Genomic DNA, 17,596 nt, shown 5'->3' with positions numbered 1-17,596 from the left:
GGCCCGGCCCTACGACCGCGGTGCGCTGTCCGAGCGCCAGGTGGCGGGACGCGCGTGCCCCGGCAGTTCGGCGCGCCCGGTGGCCCACAGCAGGGTGCGCCAGGGATCCGCGCCGCCGGGCGCGTCGGGGAACAGGCGGGCGAGGACCCGCGCGCAGAGGGCGGCGGGCGGGGTCCAGGCGAGCCCGAGGCCTTCCGCCACGTCGTGCGTGTGCACCAGCGTCTCCCGTACGCCCAGCGCCGCGAAGCCCTCGGGGTCCGTCACTCCGGCGCCGTGGTGGGCGCGGACGTGGGGCGGCGTCGTGCGCACCATGGCGACCAGCAGCGCGCCGCACGCCTCCAGGACCTGCAGCAGTCCGGCCGGGCCCGCGGCACGCTCCGCGTGGACGAAGACCATGGGTGCCTCGGGCCGCTTCCGGGTCAGGGCGAGAGGCACATGGGTGTCGAGCGGCGGGCTCTGCGGCCCGATCTGCACGGCGTAGTACAGCAGGTCGTTGGCGATGTGCTCGACGGTCTCCCAGCAGTCCCACTCCAGCGAACCGGCCCGGGAGCCCCACCCGTCCACGGGTGCGTGGCGAAGGAGTTCCACGGCGAGCCGCACGGCGAGGCCGACGTCGTCCGCGGTGACGGGCGACGGGACGGAACCGGTGGCGTCTGATCGGGACATGCCGAAACGGTATCGCGGGCGCCCCGGGAGCGGCCGGAGAAGCGGGCGACCCTCGCCGCCGGGACGGGCCTCGCCGCCGGGACGGGCCGCGCCGTCGGGCTAGCGGGCGGCGCCGACGACGGCGTCGAGCAGGCCGGGGAAGCGGGCGTCGAGGTCGGCGCGCCGCAGCTGGACGTAGCGCTTGCGGCCGACGACCCGGGTCGAGGTGACGCCGGCCTCCCGCATGATCCGCATGTGGTGCGACACCGTCGACTTGTGCAGGGCGACGCCGAGGTCCTCGGGCGCGCAACTGATCTGCTCGCCGGTCGCGTAGAGCGTCAGCAGGTGCAGGCGCACCGGGTCGGCGAGTGCGTGCAGCACCTTGACCAGCTCGATCTCGGCCGCGTCGGGCTGCGGCAGCCACTCACCGTCCTGCGTGTCGTCCATGCGGGCACCTTCCCTCGGCACTCAACTGTTTGACAATCATCCAACAGTCCCTATTGTTTGGCGTACTTCAAACAATAGTGGAGGGGACCACTCATGCGGCTGCGCCTGCGCCTGCTCCTGCTCGCCCTCGGCACCTTCGCCGTCGGCACCGACGGCATGGTCATCGCCGGAATCCTCGGACTCGTCTCCCACGACCTGGGCGTCTCCATCTCGGCGGCCGGGCAGATGATCACCGTCTTCGCCCTCGCCTACGCGCTCCTCGCGCCCGTCCTGGCCACCGTCACCGCCCGGCTGCCGCGGCGCCACGTGCTGCTCTCGGCGCTGGCCGTCTTCACCGTCGCCAACGCGCTCACCGCCCTCGCACCCGACTACCCGGTGCTGCTGCTCACCCGCGTCCTCGCCGCCGCCGGCGCCGCGCTCTACAGCCCCACCGCGAGCGCCGTCGCCGCCTCCCTCGTACCGCCGGAGCGCCGCGGCCGGGCGCTCGCCACCGTCATGGGCGGCATGACCGTCGCCACCGCCCTCGGCGTCCCGCTCGGCACCTGGATCGGGCGCGCCGACTGGCGCCTGACGATGTGGCTGGTCACCGCGCTCGGCGCGGCCGCCTTCGCCGGCCTCGCGCTCTTCCTGCGCGAACTGCCCGCGCCCGCACCGGCCGTGAGCCTGCGCGCCCGGCTCGCCCCGCTCGCCGACCGGCAGGTCCTCGCCGCGACCACCACGACCTTCCTCGTCTTCGTCGCCGTCCAGACCGTCTTCATCTACTTCACCGTCGTCGCCGCCCCGGCCACCGGCGGCGACCAGGGCCGGCTCACCCTGCTGCTCCTGGTGACCGGTCTCTTCTCCGTCCTCGGCAGCACGGTCGGCGGCCGCGTCGTCGACCGCTACGGCCCGCGCGCGGTGATGCTCGTCGCCGGCGGCTTCGCGACCCTCGTCCCGGCCGCCTATCCCTGGCTGATGCAGTCGATGCCGACCGCGCTCGTCGCCGCCGCGCTCAACCCGCTCGCCGGCTGGGCCCTCGCCGTCGCCCTGCCCGCCCGGCTTGTCGCCGTCGACCCGCCCAACGCGCCGCTGCTGCTGTCCCTCAACAGCACCGCCCTCTACCTCGGCATCGCCGCGGCGGGCGGCACCGGCACCGCCGCCCTCGGCCTCCTCGGCGACCGGTGGTTCCCGCTCGCCTCCGCCGCGCTGATGCTCCTCGCGCTCGCGGTCGCCGCCCTGACCACCCGCCCGCGGCCGAACGCGACGTCCGGAAACCGCCAGCCGGCCGAACGGGCCAGCGTGACGCTGGACGCATGACGACCACGACCACGACCACGACCGGCACCAGCAGCACGACCACCGCCTTCGAGGCGCGGGCGATTCCCGCCGCCGCTCTCGACGAACTGCGCCGCGCCGACGACGCCGGACGGGACTGCCGGCCGTTCGTCGCCGACGAGGAGGCGGCCGGAAACCCGCTGCGGTGCTGTCTGCGGCTGTCGCGCGAGGGCGAGCGGATCGCGCTCGTCTCGTACGCGCCGCTGCGGCGGTGGGCGGCCGAGACAGGAGCGGAGCCCGGCGCGTACGACGAGCAGGGCCCCGTCTTCGTCCACGCCGAGGACTGCGGCGGGCCGGACGGGACGGCCGGCGGGCAGGAATATCCGTTCGCCCGGCCCGGCGCGCTGCGCACCCTGCGCCGTTACGACGCAGGCGGCCGGATCGTCGGCGGCCGGCTCCTGGAGATCCCGCAGGACGCGACCGCGGGCTTCGACCAGGCCCTCGCCGAGGCCTTCGCCGATCCGCGGGTCGCGCTCGTGCACGTACGCGCCGTGGAGTACGGCTGCTTCCAGTACGAGGTACGGCGTCCTACTCGCTGAACAGCTCCACCAGTTCGCGCACTCCGGCGTCCGGGTCGTGGGCCAGCCGCCGCAGCAGGGCGTCCGCCTCGGGCGTCTCGCGGTGCGCGAGGCCCTCGACGACGGCCTCGCGCACCGCGGACGCGGGATCGCCGGCCAGTTCCGCCAGGAGGGCGCCGGCCTCGGGCGTCGGGCGGTAGGCGACGGTCTCGGCCACCGCCTGCCGTACGCCGGTCTCGGCGTCGCCCGCCAACTCCCGCAGCAGCCCGTCCACTCCGGGCGTGGACCACGAGGCCACCGCCCGGGCGAGCAGCCGCCGCACCTGCGGGTCCGGGTGCCCGGACAGCCGGGCGAGGCGGGCCACCGGGCCGCGGCGGCGCAGCCCGTACCCGCGCAGGGCCTCGCACAGCGCCGCCGTGTCGCCCGCCGCCACGGCCCGCTCGACCCGGGCGAGCAGCACCCGCGGCGCGGGCGCCGGGCCGTCGTCCGGGTGCGGCCTGCGCTCCCGCAGCCGCCGCGAGCCGTAGCCGCCGGGCACCCGGCAGCCGGCGCAGGTGCAGGGCGTGACACCGTGCGCCCCGGGGAAGTACCGCCAGCCGTTGACCTGCCGTACCGCCCGCAGGTGCCGTATCTCGCCGCGCGCGACCGGCCGCGGCAGGAACACCTCCCAGCCGCGCGGGTCCTCGACCCGCCCGAGCCGGCCCACCGCGCCGGCCGCGGTCGTCTCCTCCGGCTCCCGGTCGCCGTAGCGCCCGACGGTCACGGCCTCACCGTCGGGCAACCGCACGTGCACGGCGACCAGTTCACGCGACCCGGGCCGCCGGGACAGCTCGCGCAGCCACTGGTGGGTCAGCGTGTACGAGGGCAGTACGGGAAACAGGTACACGCCCCGCCCGTCGCCGAGCCCGCTCCCGCGACCGTGGCTCAGCGCCCGGATGCCGCCCCGCCGGATGCGCGCCGCGCGGTCCGCCGGCGCCAGGTGTACGAAGGTCGCCATGCGCCGATGTTAGGCCGCGCCCGGAAAGCCCCGCCGGACGCCCTGGTTCGGCCGGGGCCGGGGCCGGGGCCGGGGCCGGAGTCGGCCGGTCAGCGGGCCAGGGCCGAGCGGCCCGCGTAGCGTGCCGCGGCGCCCAGCTCCTCCTCGATGCGGATCAGCTGGTTGTACTTCGCCGTGCGGTCGGAGCGGGACAGGGAGCCGGTCTTGATCTGACCGCAGCCGGTCGCCACCGCCAGGTCCGCGATGGTGGTGTCCTCCGTCTCGCCCGAGCGGTGCGACATGACGGCCGTCCAGCCCGCCTGGTGCGCCGTGGCCACCGCGGCCAGCGCCTCGGTCAGGGTGCCGATCTGATTGACCTTGACCAGGATCGAGTTGCCGACTCCGGTGCGGATGCCCTCGCGCAGCAGCGTCTCGTTCGTGCAGAAGACGTCGTCGCCGGTGAGCTGGCAGCGGTCGCCGACGCGGGCGGTCAGCTCGCGCCAGCCGTCCAGGTCGTTCTCGGCCATCGGGTCCTCGATGGAGACGACGGGATAGGCGTCGATGAGCTTGGCCAGGTAGTCGGCGTTCTCGGAGGGCGTGCGGCGCACGCCCTCGCCCGCGTAGTCGTAGACACCGTCGCGGAAGAACTCCGAGGACGCGGGGTCCATGATCAGGCCGATGTCCGTGCCGGGCCGGTAGCCGGTGCGCTCGATCGCGCTCACCACGAAGTCCAGCGCCTCCTCGGCGGTCCGCAGCGCCGGCGCGAAGCCGCCCTCGTCGCCGACGGCCGTGGAGTGCCCGGCGGCCAGGAGGTCGCGGCGCAGGGTGTGGAAGACCTCGCTGCCCATGCGGACGGCCTCGGCGAAGGTGTCCGCGCCCACCGGCGCGATCATGAACTCCTGGAAGTCCAGCGGATTGTCGGCGTGGGCGCCGCCGTTGACGATGTTCATCATCGGCAGCGGCAGGAGGTGGGCGTCGGCGCCGCCGAGATAGCGGTAGAGGGGCTGGCGGTGGGCCGCGGCGGCGGCCTTGGCGGCGGCGAGGGAGACGCCGAGGACCGCGTTGGCGCCGAGCCGGGACTTGGTGGCGGTGCCGTCGAGGGCGATCAGCGCGGCGTCGAGGCCCGCCTGGTCCGACGCGTCCCGGCCGCGCACGGCGGCGGCGATCTCGCCGTTGACGTGGGCCACGGCGCGGTCGACGCCCTTGCCGTGCCAGCGCGCGGTGTCTCCGTCGCGCAGCTCCACGGCCTCGCGGGCCCCGGTGGAGGCGCCGGAGGGCACGGCGGCGCGGCCCAGGGAGCCGTCGGCCAGGACGACGTCGACCTCGACCGTGGGATTGCCCCGGCTGTCGATGATCCCTCGGGCGGTGACGGTCCGGATACCGGTGTCGACGGTCCCGACTGCCTGTGTGGACATGGGTGTTCCTCCCCGTGGTCGTGGTGCCGGGCCTGGCTGCGACGACGCCGGCGCTGAACCCGACGACCCAAACCATACAGCAATGCTGTTCAGTTCCCCTGTTCAGTTCGTCTGTTCAGTTCTGCTGTGCACTATCGCGGTGCGGTCGGCCGGACCGCCCGGCCGGACGGCGGGATAAAGTGCCCTATGCCCACCTCGGAAGCCGCCGCCATCGCCGTCGAACTGCGCACCGCGATGGGCAAGCTCACCCGGCGCGTCAAGGACGAGGACCGCATTCCGCTGGGCCAGGCGGCCGTGCTCGGCGCGCTCGACCGCAACGGCGCCATGACCACCAGCGACCTCGCCGCCGATCAGCGCGTCCGCCCTCAGTCCATGGCCCGGTCGGTGGGACTGCTCATGGAGCAGAAGCTGATCACCCGCCGCGCCCACCCCACCGACGGCCGCAAGTCGCTGGTCGAGCTGTCGGACGCGGGCCGGGCCGCGCTGGAGGCGGAGCGCGGCCGCCGGGCCGGCTGGCTCGCGCAGGCCATCGAGGACGAGCTCACCGACGAGGAACGGGACCTGCTGGCCCGCAGCGTCGGCCTCCTGGAGCGGCTCGCCACCCGCTAGACCGGCCCCCGCCACACCGCCACACCGCCACGGCGCCGGCCCGGCCGCCGCCCCGCCCCGGCCGGACGATCAGCCGCGCACGTGCAGTCCGAAGCCGGTGCGGCCCGCCGGCTCCAGACCCTCCTTCAGCTGCAGCGACGGGATCTCGTAGTCGCCGAAGTTCTGCCGCCGGAACGGGATCGGCTCGGTCGACTCCAGCGTGAGCAGGCGCTGCCGCCACGCCTTGGCGACGTCCGGGTAGTCCTCGTCGGTCATCCGGTCGGTGCTGTACAGCACGAACGGCGGCAGCACCTCGACGCCCGGGTAGTAGAGGATCCCGTGGTGGAACGGGAACAGCAGGTCCTCGATGGGGCCGTTGATCCCGCGGGCGGCGTAGTGCGGCTCCGGGCCGCCGACGGTCACCGACAGCATCGCCCTCCGGCCCGCCAGGGTGCCCTCGCCGTAACGCTCGCCGTACTTGGTGTCGCTGTGCTCGCCCACGCCGTACGCGAAGCGGTAGGTGAACACCCGGTCCACCCAGCCCTTGAGGATCGCGGGCATCGTGTACCACCACAGCGGGAACTGGAAGATGATCGTGTCGGCCCACAGCAGCTTCTCCTGCTCGGCGAGGACGTCCGCGGTGAGCGTCCCGGCCTCGAAGGCCCGGCCCGAGTCCTGGGCGACCCGCAGCGGACTCGACGCGCTCGGGCCGTAGTCCGCCGCGTCCACGACCGGCTTCCAGTCCATCGCGTACAGGTCGCTCACCCGTACCTCGTGCCCGGCGCCCTCCAGGGTGGACACCGCCAGGTCCTTCAGCGAGCTGTTGAGCGACTTCGGCTCCGGGTGGGCGTGGACGATCAGCGTCTTCACGGCGACTCCTTCGGATCGGATGCCCTCGATCCTGGGCGCCCGGGCGCCCGGTGTTCAGGGACGCCTCGACCCACGGACCGGACTTCCTGGTAACGGCAGGGCCACCCTTCACCGGTGTCAGGGGCGCCACCGCGGCGATACTGGCCGCATGGACGATCTCGCGGGCTTCCTGCGGACCCGGCGTGCCCGGGTCGACCCGGCGAGCGCCGGCATCCCGACGGACAGCCGCCGCCGGGTCGAAGGGCTGCGCCGCGAAGAGGTCGCGCACCTGTCCGGCGTCAGCGTCGACTACTACGTACGCCTGGAGCAGGGCCGCGCGACCCAGCCCTCCGAGCAGGTCCTCGACGCGCTGGCCCGCGTCCTCGGGCTGGACGAGACCGAGCGCGGGCACCTCTACCGGCTCGCGCGGCAGCGCCGCCGCCGCGTGAAGGCGCCGGGCGGGCGGGTCAGGCCGGAGTTGCAGCGCGTCCTCGACCTGGTCGCCGGAGCACCCGCGCTGATCATGAACCACCGCCTGGACGTGCTCGCCGGCAACCGCCTCGCCGGACTTCTCTACGGCCGGCCGATGCCGGGCCTGAACACCGCCCGGCACCTCTTCCTCGAGGAGGCCGAACGCGGCCTGTACGCGGACTGGGAGAACTGCACCCTCGACGCCGTCGGACATCTGCGCCTGGCCGCCGGCAAGTATCCCGACGACCCGCGCCTGGCCTCGCTCGTCGGCGAACTGGCCATGGGCAGCGAGCGCTTCCGCCGCCTCTGGGCCCGCGCGGACGTCCGCGCCCGCACCCACGGCGCCAAGTCCTACCGGCACCCGCTGGTCGGACCGCTCGAACTGCACCACGAGAACTTCGCGCTGCCGGACGAGTCGGGCATGGAGCTGCTCGTCCTGTCCGCGGCGCCCGGCAGCCCGGCCGAGGACGGCCTGCGTCTGCTCGCCGGCCTGGACACGCCCGCGGATACGCCCGCGGGCGCGCCCGCGGACACGGCTGCGGACGCGGCCCGTTCCTAGGCGGCCGCTCCGGCGGCCGGGCGGCAGTCGCGGCAGCGGCCCGGGACCGGGGCACGGAAGGGACGGTCGCAGCCGTCGCAGGTCTGGAAGGGATCGGGGGCCGGCGGGCGGGCCGGGAGAGGCGGCGGGAGGAGGACCGTCAGGCGGTGGGCGAGCAGGCCGGCCGGGTGGACGAGGTCGTCCGGGAGGCAGGCGGAGAGCGTCCGTCTCACGGCGTCGGGATGGATGCCGCGATCGAGCCAGGCGGTGACGCCGGGCGCGAGGCGCCGGACGTCGCGTTCGGCGAGCAGCAGCCGGGGTTCGTGGGCGCGGAGGCCGACGAGGAGCGCGGCGGCGGGCCGGTGCCGCTCGGCCAAAGGCGCGGGCGGAGGCGCGGGCGGGGGTGCCGCCGAAGCCCCTGCCGGGGATGCGGCCGACGGTGCGGGCGGCGGAGGAGCGGGCGGCGGGGGAGCGGGCCGTGGAGGAGCGGCCGAAGGTGCAGGCGGCGGGGGAGCGGCCGGTGGCGGAGGTGGCGCGGGCGGCGAGGGCCTGGGGCGCGGCGGGCGGCCGGGGCGGTCGCGGCGCGGCGGGCGCCGCGGGCCCGGCGTCTCCGGGCCGGGATCCGGTTCAGCCCCCGGGCGGTTGTACGAGATCGTGAGCGTGATGAGCCGCCCGTTGGGCAGCCGCACCCGCTCGCGGACCAGATAGCCGTGGGCCTCCAGCTCGCGCAGGGCGCGGGTGACGCGGAGCTCGCTCTCGGGAACCGCGGCGGTGATGGCCTTGATGCCCACGGAGGCGCCGTCGGGCAGCGACTCCAGGTAGAGGGCCAGTCCCCGCGCCGTCAACGACAGCGTGCGGTGCTGGGCGAGGCGGTTGTCGACGACCGCGTAGTGGGACGTCAGGCGGACGTTCCGGTGAATGAGCCCGGAAGTGCGCGGCGGCGCGCTAAGGTGCAGTGAAGCCATCGGGAAGGTACTGCTTCCTGGTGGTCAGGCCCTCGATCGGGATCGCTAGTCCCGGCCGAGGGCCGACGTATGTCTGGGGTTGTCGGCGTGAGCATATGCCAGGCAACCGGCCCGAAATCCAGCCCAGTTGGTACATGTCACCCGAGTGGGTGACGGGCCGAACCGGCGCTCCGCGGGGAGGCTGGAGGGGTGGGGTGGGTACTTTCCCAGGTACTTACTTCTTTGACGTCGAGCGCCGCCGCGTCGCGCGCGCCCGGGACCCGGCCGGTCAGCGCAGGGCCACCTCCGCCCACACCGTCTTGCGGGGCGCGGGCCCCTGCCGTACGCCCCAACTCCGCGACAGTCGGCCGACGATCAGCAGTCCGCGCCCGCCGGCCGCGACCGGGAGCCGGTCGCCCCGGGTGTCGGTGACCTCGACGCGGAGACGGTCCTCGGCGGCGTGGAGCGCGAGACGGAAGTCCCGTCCGGGCACCCGGCCGTGGGTCACGGCGTTGGCCGCCAGCTCGGCCACGATCTGCGCCACCGGGCCGGACACGGCCTCCAGCTCCCACGAGCGCAGCTGCTCGACGGCGAGGAGGCGGGCGAGCCGGGCGCCGCGCGGCGTAGCGGAGAGCTGGATTCCGAATTGGCGTACGGACGCCAAGAGTTGGGTCGGTTCCTCATTCATGTCACTCAGCGTGGCGAGCTGTGCTTACGCTGCCCATCGAACAAGCCCTTACGTACGGTGACTGTCCCGCGACTGTCCGGCCCTGTCCTGACTGTCCCGCGCGCCGTCCCGGGTAGGGCCGCCGAAGGAGGTGGGCACGCATGGGCGTGAACGGTGTGAACGGTGGGGCCGGCGGGACCGATGGGGCCGGCCGGGCCGGTGCGGAAGGCGTCGACACGGCGGAGGAGCCGGGCTGGGAGGTCGAGCCGGGCGACGAGTCGGGCGCGGCGGTCGTCGCCACGGTCGGCCGGCAGATCCGGCTGTGGCGGGAGGTGAAGGGCCTGCGGGCGGCCGACCTGGGTGACCTGATCGGTTACGGCGAGGACCTCGTCCGCAAGGTCGAGCGCGGCGCCCGCATCCCGCGCCCGGAGTTCCTGGACAAGGTGGACGGCGCGGTCGGCGCGGGCGGGCTGATCGCCGCGATGAAGCGGGACGTGGAGGAGGTCCGCTACCCGAAACAGGTGCGCGATCTGGCGAAGATGGAGGCGCGAGCGGTCGAGTTCTGCCTCTACTCGAACTTCAACGTGCACGGTCTGCTGCAGACCGACGAGTTCTCGCGCGCGATCATGCGGACCTGGCGTCCGGCGTACGGCCCGGAGGAGCTGGACCGCTACCTCGCGGCACGCAGGGGCCGCCGCGCGGTGCTGCAGAAGAGCCCGGCGCCGGAATTCAGCTTCATCCAGGAAGAGGTGTCGCTGCGACGGCCGGTGGGAGGGAGAATGGTGCTGCGTCGTCAGCTCGAGCATCTGCTGGAGGTGGGCGAGTTGCCGCACGTCGAGATCCAGGTGATGCCGACCGAGCGGGCCGACCATCCCGGAACGGGCGGCCGCATCGCGATCCTCAAGTTCGAGGACGGCACCGCGGTCGGGCGCATGGACGGTGACTTCGGCGGCCGCCCCGTCTCCGATCCCAAGCGGCTAAGGATCTTGGATCTGCGCTATGGCATCATCCGCTCCAAGGCCCTCACTCCGGCGGAGTCACGGGACTTCATCGAGCAACTGCTGGGAGAGACATGATCCGCAAGCCCGAGCTTGACTGGTTCAAGAGCAGCTACAGCGACAGCGGAAACGGCAACGACTGCGTCGAGGTCGCCACCACCCCCGGCACCGTCCACGTCCGCGACTCCAAGGACACCGAAGGACCGCGCCTCGCCTTCGGGCCCGGCGCCTGGGCCGGCTTCGTGGCGCACGCGTCCGCACGATGAGCCGCTTCAGCGAGGCGTTCCTCGTCGAGGCCGAGCGGCACGCCGCGTGGGGCGCGGCGCAGTTGGAGGTGCTCAACCGGTTCCTGCCGGACGGCGACTGGACCGCCGACCTGACGGCCTGCCGCTACCGGCAGGGCGGGCTCGACCTGCGGGTCGGCGTCCTCGGCACGTACGACATGAACGAGCGGTCCTGGATGTGGGGCTGGGCGAACCCGGGCCTGCGCGGGACCGAGGTCGTCGCGCTCGCGGCGGCGGTCGAGCGGTACGGGCGGGCGCACGGCATCGCCGAGCTCACCCAGGAGGTCCTCGACCTGTCCGGCTTCGACGACCCGCGGCGCGCGGCCGAGATGCTGGCCTTCACCGGCATGGGCGTGGCCGAGGCGCCGGGCTATCTGGGCGTGCCGGCCGGCCCGGGCACCCAGGTCTACTTCCTGCCCGACGATCCCGTGGTGCCCCGGGCCACGCCGGACCCGGTCGGGCTGCCGCGGACGCTGCTCACCGGTCAGGGCCTCATCGGGCACGCGCCCCGGCACGTCGTCGCCGGCTACCTCGACCACCACGGCATCCCGCGGCGCGCCGAGGGCGACGACCGCATCGTCGCCGCCCTGCCCGGCGGCGGCACCGCCGAGATCACCTTCGACGCGCAGGGCCGTATCGCGGGCGTGGGCATCGACAAGCTCTAGGCCGGGCCGGCCTGCGCGCCGCGGTCAGTGCACGCAGAACTCGTTGCCCTCCGGGTCCGCCATGACCGTCCAGGAGCCGCCCGGCTCCGCGACCTCGTGCAGCACCTTCGCGCCCAGGCCCTCCAGGCGCGCGACCTCGGCGTCGCGGGTGCCCGGCTCCGGGTGGAGGTCGAGGTGGAGACGGTTCTTGCCGGTCTTCGGCTCCGGCACGCGCTGGAAGAGGATCCGGTGGCCGAGACCGGTGTCGGTGTCCGGGTCGTAGGGCTCGTCCGGATGGCGGACGGCGGCCAGATCCCGCCAGGCGAGGCGGTCCTGGACGGTGAGCGTGACCTCGGGCGGTACGGCTCCGGCGGCGAGCAGCCGGGAGACGAGCGGGCTGTGGTCCTCCTGCCGGTACGCGAGGGCGGCGGCCCAGAAGGCGGCCTGGGCGTGCGGGTCGGCGGCGTCGACGACGAGCTTCCAGTGGAGTGCGGTCATGGTCTCTTTATAGGGCCGGGGCCGCGGCCGCACGCGGCTTCCGCGAGACCAAGCTCACGGCCGGGAGCAGGGCCCTCGGCCACGACCTCGCCACGCTGCGCCCGACGGCCGTCCGCCGGCTGATCCGCGAACCCGGCCTGCCGGCGAACTAGACCGCCCGCCGCGCCTCGGCGCCCTGCGTGGCCTCGGCCGCCTCGGCCGCCTCCTCCGCCGCCGCGATCTCCGCCGCCGCCGCGGCCTCCCGTGCCGCCGCCTCCATGGCCTCGCGGCCGCGGCGGGCCGTGCGCAGCGCGTCCCAGCTCAGGACCGAGAGCGCCAGCCACACCAGCGAGAAGCCCGCCCAGCGCTCCGGCGGCATGGCCTCGTGGAAGTAGGCGACGCCCAGCAGGAACTGGAAGACCGGTGCCAGGTACTGGAGCAGGCCGAGGGTGGACAGCGGTACGCGGATCGCGGCCGCGCCGAAGCAGACCAGCGGCGCCGCCGTGATGACGCCGGTGACCGCGAGCAGCGTCGCGTGGCCCGCGCCGTCGGAGGTGAAGGTGGACCGGCCCTGCGTCCCGAGCCAGATCAGATAGCCGAGCGCGGGCAGGAACTGCACGGCGGTCTCGGCCGCCAGCGACTCCAGGCCGCCGATGTTGACCTTCTTCTTCACCAGGCCGTACGTGCCGAAGGAGCAGGCCAGCACCAGCGAGATCCATGGCAGCCGGCCGTAGCCGACCGCGAGGACGACCACCGCGGCGACCGCGATGCCGACGGCCGCCCACTGCGCGGGCCGAAGCCGCTCCTTGAGGACGAGGACGCCGAGGGCGATGCTGACGAGCGGGTTGATGAAGTAGCCGAGCGAGGACTCGACGACGTGGCCGGCGTTCACGGCCCAGATGTAGACGCCCCAGTTGACGGTGATCAGGCCGGCCGCGAGCGCGATCAGGCCGAGCCGGCGCGGAGAGCGGACCAGTTCGCCGAGCCAGGCCCAGCGGCGCAGCGCGAGCAGCGCGAGGGCGACGACGACGAACGACCAGACCATCCGGTGGGCGAGGATCTCGACCGCGCCGGCGGGTTCGAGGAGCGGCCAGTAGAGAGGGAAGAGGCCCCAGATGCCGTACGCGGCTATGCCGTAGAAGAGTCCCGCTCGTTCCGCTCGTGCGTCGTGCTCCGTGTCCACCGGACCTCCTGCCCTGCCGGCCCTGCGCCGCGCGTCCTTGTCGAAGGTAGCGCCGCACCGGGCCGGCTGTCATGCCCGTATCGCCATACGGTCCTGACCGTTACCGGGCGGCGAGCGCGTCCTTGATCGTCTCGGCGACCGGCGTGGTCGGCCGGCCGATCAGCCGGGACAGATCGTCGCCGCGCGCGGCCAGCGCACCGTGCCCGACGGCCCGGTCGACGTCGACCAGGATCTCGGCGAACGGGCGCGGCACACCGGCGCCGGTGAGGATCTCCAGGTGGGTCTCGCCCGGCACGTCCGCGTAGCCGATCTCCCGGCCGGACAGGCGGGCGACCTCGGCCGCGTACTCGGCGAGCGACCAGGAGACGTCGCCGCTCAGCTCGTACGCCCGGTTCAGGTGTTCGTCGAGCGGGCCGGTCAGGACGGCGGCGGCCGCGGCGGCGTAGTCGGCGCGGGCCGCGGAGGCGATCCGGCCCTCGCCGGCGCTGCCGACGACGGAGCCGTGGGCGAGGACGGGCGCGAGGTTGTCGGTGTAGTTCTCGGTGTACCAGCCGTTGCGCAGGAAGGTGTACGGCAGTCCGGAGTCCAGCACCGCCTGCTCGGTCGCCTTGTGCTCGTCGGCCAGGACGAAGTCGGCCTCGGGCCCGCCGAGGATGCCGGTGTACGCGAGCTGGGCGACGCCCGCGGCCTTCGCGGCGGCCACCACGGCGGTGTGCTGGGCCACCCGCTGCCCGACCTCGCTGCCGGAGATCAGCAGCACCCGGTCGCCGGCCTCGAAGGCGCCGGCGAGCGTCTCGGGCCGGCCGTAGTCCGCGATCCGCAGCTCCACGCCGCGCTCGGCGAGGTCGGCGGCCTTCTCCTTGTCGCGGACGACGGCGGCGACGGACGCGGCGGGCACGGTGGCGAGGAGGGCGTCGATGACGAGGCGGCCGAGACGGCCGGTGGCTCCGGTGACGACGATGCTCATGGCGTTTCTTCCCTTGCGGTCGGGTGCGGCAATGCACTCACCGTACGAGGGGCGCTAACCTTTCGTAAGTACCCACTTTGAAGTAAGGTACTTCCATGGGAGTAAGGAAGCCGCCGAGCGTGAACGAGCCGATGTGCCCCTCGCGCGGCGTCCTGGAGCACGTCACCAGCCGCTGGGGCGTCCTCGTCCTCGCGGCCCTCCTGGAGCGCTCCTACCGCTTCAGCGAGCTGCGCCGCGCGGTCGGCGGCGTCAGCGAGAAGATGCTCGCCCAGACCCTCCAGACCCTGGAGCGCGACGGCTTCGTCCACCGCGACGCCAAGCCCGTCATCCCGCCCCGGGTCGACTACAGCCTCACCGCGCTCGGCCAGGAGGCCGCCCGGCAGGTCTGGGAGCTGGCCCGCTGGACCGAGCGCCGGGTGGAGGCCGTGCAGGAGGCGCGCGTGCGTTACGACACCGTGCGCGAAGCGTCCCAATGACGCTGTAGCGCCGCCCAGTTGAGCCGCCGGGCCGTACGATCTCCCTCACCGACCGGGGGATCGTGTGACCGACCGTGGGGGGAAATGTGGCGCATCTGAGGCGAAGACTGCTGCGCGCGTGCGGGGTGGTGACGGCGGGCGGGGCACTGCTCCTGGCCGGATGCTCCGGAGGAGCCGGCGGAGGCGGGACCGACGGGAAGAGCGGCGGCAAGGGCGGCGCGAGCCCCAGCGCCTCGGCGCCGTCGACCACGAAGCCGAGCCCGTCCGCGAGTCCCACCGACATCGACTTCACCCCGGACCCGAAGCGCGCGCCCAAGACCGCCGCCGACGCCCGGCGACTGGCCCTCGCGGTCGTGGCCGGCCCCGACGCCTGGGGCCCCGACTACGTCAAGCGCACCCCGTACCTGAGCGACCCCGCCTTCTGGCCGGTGCTCAACGAACGCTGCGAGTGGGAGGGCGGCGAGCTGCCCCGCTCCGTCCTCGCCAGCGTCACCGCCTACAGCGAGATCCCGGCCACCGGCGGCAAGGGCCCGCTGCGCGTCGCCTCCGTCGTCACCGTCCACCGCACCGCGAACGACGCCGACTGGGAGATGGCCGAGACCCTGGAGGAGGCGCTGCGCTGCCCCGACCAGACCCTGCGCGACGGTGAACGCGTCACGGGCCTCGCCTCCCTCGGCATGCCCTACGGCACCGGCGGGAACGCCCACGCGACCGACTCCCTCTCCGAACACGGCTCCTACCTCAACGACGCCTTCAAGGGGCCGCAGCAGTACAGCTGGTACGAGTCCCGCATCGGCCAGGTCACCGTCGCCACCGTCGTCAAGGGCGCACCCGGCTACACCAGCGACGTCACCTCGGTCCAGACCCAGGCCCAGGTCACCATGGAGGCGCGCCTCAAGGCGCAGACGGGAGCCGCGTCGTGAGCCCGACGTCCCAGCCCGCCCCGCAGCCGGCTCCCGAGCCCGCCGCCGACCTCGCCGCGCTCCAGCCGCTGCTCCCCGCCGACCCGTCCACGATCGCCGGCTACCGGCTCCTCGGCCGCCTCGGCGCCGGCGGCATGGGCGTCGTCTACCTCGGCCGCACCGACACCGGCGCGCTCGCCGCCGTCAAGGTCACCCACGCCGACCACGCCGACCAGCCCGACTTCCGGGCCCGCTTCCGCCGCGAGGTCGAGGCCGCCCGCCGCGTCGACAGCCCCTGGGCCGTACCCGTGACCGGCGCCGATCCCGACGCGCCCGAACCGTGGATGGCCACCGCCTTCGTGCCCGGCCCCTCCGTCGGCGAAGCCGTCCGCGCCCACGGGCCGCTGCCCGAGCGGAGCGTACGGATCCTCGGCGGCGCCGTCGCCCGGGCACTCGCCGCCGTCCACGCGGCCGGCATCGTGCACCGCGACGTGAAGCCCGGCAACATCCTGCTGGCCGTCGACGGGCCCCGGCTCATCGACTTCGGCATCGCCCGCGCCACCGGAGAGACCGGGCTCACCTCGGCCGACATGGTCGTCGGCACACCCGGCTTCCTCGCTCCCGAACAGGCCGAGGCCCGCGCCGACGACATCGGCCCCGCCGCCGACGTCTTCTCCCTCGGCTGCCTCCTCGCCTTCACCGCCACCGGCCGCCCGCCCTTCGGCACCGGCGCCCTGGACGCGCTGCTCTACCGGACCGTCCACGACGAGCCCGACCTCGCCGGTGTGGAAGGCGCGCTGCTCGACCTCGTACGGCAGTGCCTCGCCAAGGACCCGGCCGCGCGCCCCACCGCCGCGGAGGTCGCCGACCGGCTCACCGAGGACAGCCCCGGCGACGCCGCCGACTGGCTGCCCGCGCCCGTCGTCGCCACCATCGCCGCCCGCTCGGCCGCCATGCTCGCGCTGCCCGACATCGACCCGACCGCGCCCGGCACCGACCCGGCCGCCCCGGCCTCGCCCAGCAGACGCCGCTTCCTGCTGCTCGGCGCCGGCGCGGCGGCGCTCGCGGCCGGCGGCGGCGCCTACGCCCTGTGGAACTCCCGCCGCGACGACGGCGGCACCGACGGCAAGCAGGCCGCGCCGAAGCCCCGGGACACCTGGGCCATCGGCGTCCTCGCCGACCTCTCCGGGCCCGCCAAGGAGATCGGGCAGGCTCAGGAGCGCGGCGCGCGCCTCGCCGTCGAGCGGTTCAACGCCGTGCACAAGGGCAAGCCCTTCCGGCTCGAACTCAAGGTCTCCGACGACCGCGGAGACCGCGCCGGCGCCTTCGCCGCCGCCCGCAAGCTCACCTCCGACCCGGCCGTGATCGCCGTCCTCGGCCCCACCTCCGACGACACCGGCATCGCCGCGCTGCCCGCCTTCGAAGAGGCCGGCGTGCCGCTCCTCACCACCTCGGCCGGCTACAACCTCTTCACCCTGCGCGGCGAGATCGGTCCGCCCAACTCGACCGTGCTGCGCGCCATCCCGAGCCACTTCATGGCGGGCGCCTTCCTCGCCTGGACGACCACCCTGCTGCCGCAGGTCAAGCGCCCCGGAATCCTCCAGGAACGCACCGACGACCAGTACAGCTGGCAGTACGTCCGCGGCGCCGTCTTCGCCTTCCGGCAGGCCGGGATCAAGCCGCACTACCGGGTGATCCCGGGCCGGGCCACCGACTACCGCCGGATCATCGGCGAGATGACCGACGCCGGCATCGACGCGTACATCCACTGCGGTGTCCGCTCCACGGCCGTGCTCGCCGCCCGCGCCCTGAACGAACTCGGCTTCACCGGGCCCCGGTTCGCCGGCCAGCACGTGTTCGGTCCGCAGTTCCTGAAGGAGGCCGGGAGCGCCGCCGAGGGCTGGTACGTCTGCGCGCCCGTCATCGACCCCGTCCAGCGGGCCGCCGACCCCAGGCAGAAGCCCGCCGACCGCAAGCTCACCCAGGACTTCCTCGACGCCTACCGCAAGCGCTACGGCACCACTCCCGCCTTCTACACCGGCGAATCCTTCGACGTGGTCACCATGGTCACCAGCTGGCTCGCCAGGACCGCCAAGGGCCCGCTCACCCGCAAGGGCCTGTGGGAAGCCCTGCGCGCTCAGAAGTACACCGGCGCCATGGGCGGTTACTCGTTCGACAAGAACGGCGAACTGTCCGGCGTCGGCACCTTCGTCTACGGAGTGCAGAAGGGCGCCTACAAGCTCATCGGCGGCGCGCCCGCCGGTCCCGCCAACAAACCGAAGAAGAGCTGACG

General features: G+C 74.2%; 20 protein-coding genes. 10 read left to right on the top strand and 10 right to left on the bottom strand.

Translation table 11 applies throughout. The features are described 5' to 3' along the window. Nucleotides 1-9 precede the first annotated feature (9 nt). On the bottom strand, nt 10-666 hold the full coding sequence (locus ACIGO8_RS05305) for a hypothetical protein (RefSeq protein ID WP_399723982.1): 657 nt from the start codon (nt 664-666) through the stop codon (nt 10-12). 99 nt (nt 667-765) lie between these two features. Beyond that, nucleotides 766-1,092 carry an ArsR/SmtB family transcription factor gene (locus ACIGO8_RS05300; RefSeq protein WP_399723979.1) on the bottom strand — a complete coding sequence of 109 codons (327 nt, stop codon included), beginning with the start codon at nt 1,090-1,092 and terminating at the stop codon, nt 766-768. Nucleotides 1,093-1,185: 93 nt separating this feature from the next. On the opposite strand from ACIGO8_RS05300, the gene ACIGO8_RS05295 reads away from it, so the two are divergent. After that, nucleotides 1,186-2,388: an MFS transporter gene (locus tag ACIGO8_RS05295; RefSeq protein ID WP_399723975.1), complete on the top strand. Its 1,203-nt coding sequence runs from the start codon at nt 1,186-1,188 to the stop codon at nt 2,386-2,388. Continuing rightward, nucleotides 2,385-2,945: a DUF1203 domain-containing protein gene (locus tag ACIGO8_RS05290; protein ID WP_399723972.1), complete on the top strand. Its 561-nt coding sequence runs from the start codon at nt 2,385-2,387 to the stop codon at nt 2,943-2,945. The genes ACIGO8_RS05295 and ACIGO8_RS05290 overlap by 4 nt, the downstream gene beginning before the upstream one ends. Here the strand turns inward: ACIGO8_RS05290 and ACIGO8_RS05285 are convergent. Further along, on the bottom strand, nt 2,935-3,921 hold the full coding sequence (locus ACIGO8_RS05285) for a HEAT repeat domain-containing protein (protein ID WP_399723970.1): 987 nt from the start codon (nt 3,919-3,921) through the stop codon (nt 2,935-2,937). The genes ACIGO8_RS05290 and ACIGO8_RS05285 overlap by 11 nt on opposite strands. An 89-nt stretch (nt 3,922-4,010) precedes the next feature. Beyond that, nucleotides 4,011-5,315, bottom strand: coding sequence for a phosphopyruvate hydratase (gene eno, locus ACIGO8_RS05280; protein WP_399723967.1), 1,305 nt, complete (start codon nt 5,313-5,315; stop codon nt 4,011-4,013). Between the two features lie 186 nt (nt 5,316-5,501). Here eno and ACIGO8_RS05275 point away from each other — a divergent pair, with 186 nt between their 5' ends. Beyond that, on the top strand, nt 5,502-5,924 hold the full coding sequence (locus ACIGO8_RS05275; protein ID WP_399723964.1) for a MarR family winged helix-turn-helix transcriptional regulator: 423 nt from the start codon (nt 5,502-5,504) through the stop codon (nt 5,922-5,924). A 69-nt stretch (nt 5,925-5,993) separates the two neighbouring features. On the opposite strand, the gene ACIGO8_RS05270 is transcribed toward ACIGO8_RS05275, so the two are convergent. After that, nucleotides 5,994-6,773 carry an NAD(P)H-dependent oxidoreductase gene (locus ACIGO8_RS05270; protein ID WP_399723961.1) on the bottom strand — a complete coding sequence of 260 codons (780 nt, stop codon included), beginning with the start codon at nt 6,771-6,773 and terminating at the stop codon, nt 5,994-5,996. A gap of 148 nt (nt 6,774-6,921) precedes the next feature. Between ACIGO8_RS05270 and ACIGO8_RS05265 the strand changes: the two genes are divergently transcribed. Beyond that, nucleotides 6,922-7,782, top strand: a complete 861-nt coding sequence (locus ACIGO8_RS05265; protein ID WP_399723958.1) for a helix-turn-helix transcriptional regulator — start codon at nt 6,922-6,924, stop codon at nt 7,780-7,782. Here ACIGO8_RS05265 and ACIGO8_RS05260 read toward each other — a convergent pair. Further along, on the bottom strand, nt 7,779-8,726 hold the full coding sequence (locus tag ACIGO8_RS05260; protein WP_399723955.1) for a helix-turn-helix domain-containing protein: 948 nt from the start codon (nt 8,724-8,726) through the stop codon (nt 7,779-7,781). The two genes, ACIGO8_RS05265 and ACIGO8_RS05260, sit on opposite strands and share 4 nt — an antisense overlap. Nucleotides 8,727-8,994: 268 nt before the next feature. Beyond that, nucleotides 8,995-9,393: an ATP-binding protein gene (locus ACIGO8_RS05255; RefSeq protein WP_399723953.1), complete on the bottom strand. Its 399-nt coding sequence runs from the start codon at nt 9,391-9,393 to the stop codon at nt 8,995-8,997. Between the two features lie 140 nt (nt 9,394-9,533). Here ACIGO8_RS05255 and ACIGO8_RS05250 point away from each other — a divergent pair, with 140 nt between their 5' ends. From ACIGO8_RS05250 to ACIGO8_RS05240, 3 genes are read left to right on the top strand one after another with little or no spacing between them, the layout of a single operon-like run. Beyond that, complete coding sequence (locus ACIGO8_RS05250; RefSeq protein ID WP_399723949.1) at nt 9,534-10,448, top strand: Scr1 family TA system antitoxin-like transcriptional regulator; 915 nt, start codon at nt 9,534-9,536, stop codon at nt 10,446-10,448. Further along, entirely contained in the window at nt 10,445-10,636 is a 192-nt protein-coding gene (locus tag ACIGO8_RS05245) for a DUF397 domain-containing protein (protein ID WP_399723946.1), read from the top strand. Before ACIGO8_RS05250 ends, ACIGO8_RS05245 begins: the two co-directional genes overlap by 4 nt. Then, nucleotides 10,633-11,319 carry a DUF6882 domain-containing protein gene (locus ACIGO8_RS05240; RefSeq protein ID WP_399723943.1) on the top strand — a complete coding sequence of 229 codons (687 nt, stop codon included), beginning with the start codon at nt 10,633-10,635 and terminating at the stop codon, nt 11,317-11,319. Before ACIGO8_RS05245 ends, ACIGO8_RS05240 begins: the two co-directional genes overlap by 4 nt. Nucleotides 11,320-11,343: 24 nt before the next feature. Here the strand turns inward: ACIGO8_RS05240 and ACIGO8_RS05235 are convergent, their stop codons facing one another. The 3 genes from ACIGO8_RS05235 to ACIGO8_RS05225 form a co-directional block, all read right to left on the bottom strand. Further along, nucleotides 11,344-11,796 (bottom strand): VOC family protein, encoded by a 453-nt coding sequence (locus tag ACIGO8_RS05235; RefSeq protein WP_399723941.1) that lies wholly within the window; start codon nt 11,794-11,796, stop codon nt 11,344-11,346. A 148-nt stretch (nt 11,797-11,944) separates the two neighbouring features. Further along, nucleotides 11,945-12,958, bottom strand: coding sequence for an EamA family transporter RarD (rarD, locus tag ACIGO8_RS05230; RefSeq protein WP_399723939.1), 1,014 nt, complete (start codon nt 12,956-12,958; stop codon nt 11,945-11,947). Between the two features lie 100 nt (nt 12,959-13,058). Further along, entirely contained in the window at nt 13,059-13,925 is an 867-nt protein-coding gene (locus ACIGO8_RS05225; protein WP_399723937.1) for an NmrA family NAD(P)-binding protein, read from the bottom strand. 95 nt (nt 13,926-14,020) lie between these two features. Here ACIGO8_RS05225 and ACIGO8_RS05220 point away from each other — a divergent pair, with 95 nt between their 5' ends. The 3 genes from ACIGO8_RS05220 to ACIGO8_RS05210 all read left to right on the top strand — a co-directional run bounded on the left by ACIGO8_RS05220 (nt 14,021) and on the right by ACIGO8_RS05210 (nt 17,594). Beyond that, complete coding sequence (locus ACIGO8_RS05220) at nt 14,021-14,401, top strand: winged helix-turn-helix transcriptional regulator (protein WP_399723934.1); 381 nt, start codon at nt 14,021-14,023, stop codon at nt 14,399-14,401. A gap of 86 nt (nt 14,402-14,487) precedes the next feature. After that, nucleotides 14,488-15,324: a hypothetical protein gene (locus ACIGO8_RS05215; protein ID WP_399723931.1), complete on the top strand. Its 837-nt coding sequence runs from the start codon at nt 14,488-14,490 to the stop codon at nt 15,322-15,324. Beyond that, entirely contained in the window at nt 15,321-17,594 is a 2,274-nt protein-coding gene (locus ACIGO8_RS05210) for a bifunctional serine/threonine-protein kinase/ABC transporter substrate-binding protein (RefSeq protein ID WP_399723928.1), read from the top strand. The genes ACIGO8_RS05215 and ACIGO8_RS05210 overlap by 4 nt, the downstream gene beginning before the upstream one ends. The last annotated feature ends 2 nt before the right edge of the window (nt 17,595-17,596 follow it).

The sequence above is a fragment of the Streptomyces sp. NPDC053493 genome, assembly GCF_044544825.1.
In the GTDB taxonomy this organism is placed as follows: domain Bacteria; phylum Actinomycetota; class Actinomycetes; order Streptomycetales; family Streptomycetaceae; genus Streptomyces.
Note: the sequence above shows the minus strand (reverse complement) of the source record. Positions and strands in the feature narration are given on the sequence as shown.

Coding starts and splice junctions, on each gene's coding strand:
- ACIGO8_RS05240 (WP_399723943.1), top strand. CDS start 10,633: ATGAGCCGCTTCAGCGAGGCGTTCCTCGTCGAGGCCGAGCGGCACGCC.
- ACIGO8_RS05265 (WP_399723958.1), top strand. CDS start 6,922: ATGGACGATCTCGCGGGCTTCCTGCGGACCCGGCGTGCCCGGGTCGAC.
- ACIGO8_RS05300 (WP_399723979.1), bottom strand. CDS start 1,092: ATGGACGACACGCAGGACGGTGAGTGGCTGCCGCAGCCCGACGCGGCC.
- ACIGO8_RS05290 (WP_399723972.1), top strand. CDS start 2,385: ATGACGACCACGACCACGACCACGACCGGCACCAGCAGCACGACCACC.
- ACIGO8_RS05245 (WP_399723946.1), top strand. CDS start 10,445: ATGATCCGCAAGCCCGAGCTTGACTGGTTCAAGAGCAGCTACAGCGAC.
- ACIGO8_RS05225 (WP_399723937.1), bottom strand. CDS start 13,925: ATGAGCATCGTCGTCACCGGAGCCACCGGCCGTCTCGGCCGCCTCGTC.
- ACIGO8_RS05305 (WP_399723982.1), bottom strand. CDS start 666: ATGTCCCGATCAGACGCCACCGGTTCCGTCCCGTCGCCCGTCACCGCG.
- ACIGO8_RS05275 (WP_399723964.1), top strand. CDS start 5,502: ATGCCCACCTCGGAAGCCGCCGCCATCGCCGTCGAACTGCGCACCGCG.
- eno (WP_399723967.1), bottom strand. CDS start 5,315: ATGTCCACACAGGCAGTCGGGACCGTCGACACCGGTATCCGGACCGTC.
- ACIGO8_RS05220 (WP_399723934.1), top strand. CDS start 14,021: ATGGGAGTAAGGAAGCCGCCGAGCGTGAACGAGCCGATGTGCCCCTCG.
- ACIGO8_RS05295 (WP_399723975.1), top strand. CDS start 1,186: ATGCGGCTGCGCCTGCGCCTGCTCCTGCTCGCCCTCGGCACCTTCGCC.
- ACIGO8_RS05235 (WP_399723941.1), bottom strand. CDS start 11,796: ATGACCGCACTCCACTGGAAGCTCGTCGTCGACGCCGCCGACCCGCAC.
- ACIGO8_RS05255 (WP_399723953.1), bottom strand. CDS start 9,393: ATGAATGAGGAACCGACCCAACTCTTGGCGTCCGTACGCCAATTCGGA.
- ACIGO8_RS05250 (WP_399723949.1), top strand. CDS start 9,534: ATGGGCGTGAACGGTGTGAACGGTGGGGCCGGCGGGACCGATGGGGCC.
- ACIGO8_RS05260 (WP_399723955.1), bottom strand. CDS start 8,726: ATGGCTTCACTGCACCTTAGCGCGCCGCCGCGCACTTCCGGGCTCATT.
- ACIGO8_RS05285 (WP_399723970.1), bottom strand. CDS start 3,921: ATGGCGACCTTCGTACACCTGGCGCCGGCGGACCGCGCGGCGCGCATC.